At 48.0% G+C, this 1128-nt stretch carries 9 tRNA genes and 1 rRNA gene; all 10 read right to left on the minus strand.

Features of this window, described 5'->3' with window-relative positions:
- Window positions 1-230: 230 nt before the first annotated feature.
- Window positions 231-304: transfer RNA gene (locus tag JHK64_RS07430), tRNA-Pro, on the minus strand.
- Between the two features lie 7 nt (window positions 305-311).
- Window positions 312-385, minus strand: a tRNA-Arg gene (locus tag JHK64_RS07435).
- Window positions 386-401: 16 nt separating this feature from the next.
- Window positions 402-487, minus strand: a tRNA-Leu gene (locus JHK64_RS07440).
- 5 nt (window positions 488-492) lie between these two features.
- Window positions 493-564, minus strand: a tRNA-Gly gene (locus tag JHK64_RS07445).
- A gap of 10 nt (window positions 565-574) precedes the next feature.
- A tRNA-Thr gene (locus tag JHK64_RS07450) sits at window positions 575-647 on the minus strand.
- A gap of 15 nt (window positions 648-662) precedes the next feature.
- Window positions 663-744: transfer RNA gene (locus tag JHK64_RS07455), tRNA-Leu, on the minus strand.
- A 5-nt stretch (window positions 745-749) separates the two neighbouring features.
- Window positions 750-822: transfer RNA gene (locus JHK64_RS07460), tRNA-Lys, on the minus strand.
- Window positions 823-849: 27 nt separating this feature from the next.
- Window positions 850-922: transfer RNA gene (locus JHK64_RS07465), tRNA-Asp, on the minus strand.
- Window positions 923-926: 4 nt separating this feature from the next.
- Window positions 927-999 (minus strand) — tRNA-Val (locus JHK64_RS07470).
- Between the two features lie 4 nt (window positions 1000-1003).
- A 5S ribosomal RNA gene (gene rrf / locus JHK64_RS07475) occupies window positions 1004-1119 on the minus strand.
- Between the last annotated feature and the right edge of the window lie 9 nt (window positions 1120-1128).

Below are 1128 nucleotides of genomic sequence, written 5' to 3' on the forward strand. Positions count from 1 at the left end.
TTTTTGACAGGTTACTTTCATAACCCTGCACGTTTGGTTTCTTGTCTTGTTCAGTTTTCAAAGGTCATGCTCTTTCGAGACAACTATTATATTCTAGCACCTCAACTAAGCTTTGTCAATACCTTTTGTCGCTTTTTTATAAAAAAGTCTCACCAAGTAGGCTTGGTGAGAAGATAAAAAAATAAAAGGAACCTCTTAACTAATTAGAAGGTACCTACTCATCAATTCAATCGGGAAGACAGGATTCGAACCTGCGACACCTTGGTCCCAAACCAAGTACTCTACCAAGCTGAGCTACTTCCCGAAAAAAATGCACCCTAGAGGAGTCGAACCTCTAACCGCCTGATTCGTAGTCAGGTACTCTATCCAGTTGAGCTAAGGGTGCTTATTTATTATATTTATGCCGAGGACCGGAATCGAACCGGTACGAAGGTCTCCCTTCGCAGGATTTTAAGTCCTGTGCGTCTGCCAGTTCCGCCACCCCGGCCGTTAAGCGAACGACGGGATTCGAACCCGCGACCCCCACCTTGGCAAGGTGGTGTTCTACCACTGAACTACGTTCGCTTATCGGTAATGCCGGCTACATGACTTGAACACGCGACCCTCTGATTACAAATCAGATGCTCTACCAACTGAGCTAAGCCGGCTATTTTATTTTTCTATGCGGGTTAAGGGACTTGAACCCCCACGCCGTTAAGCGCCAGATCCTAAATCTGGTGCGTCTGCCAATTCCGCCAAACCCGCCTATATGACCCGTACTGGGCTCGAACCAGTGACCCATTGATTAAAAGTCAATTGCTCTACCAACTGAGCTAACGAGTCTGTCTTCTTTCTTGGTTTTTAAACCAACGGTCCCGACGGGAATCGAACCCGCGATCTTCGCCGTGACAGGGCGACGTGATAACCGCTACACTACGGGACCTTTATGGGAGTTAACGGGATCGAACCGCTGACCCTCTGCTTGTAAGGCAGATGCTCTCCCAGCTGAGCTAAACTCCCCTTAGCTAAGCAACTACCCTATCTCACAGGGGGCAACCCCCAACTACTTCAGGCGTTCTAGGACTTAACTGCTGTGTTCGGCATGGGTACAGGTGTATCTCCTAGGCTATCGTCACTTAACTATGAATG

Origin of the sequence: Streptococcus zalophi, assembly GCF_016481285.1 — a bacterium.
GTDB classification, from domain to species: Bacteria; Bacillota; Bacilli; order Lactobacillales; family Streptococcaceae; genus Streptococcus; species Streptococcus zalophi.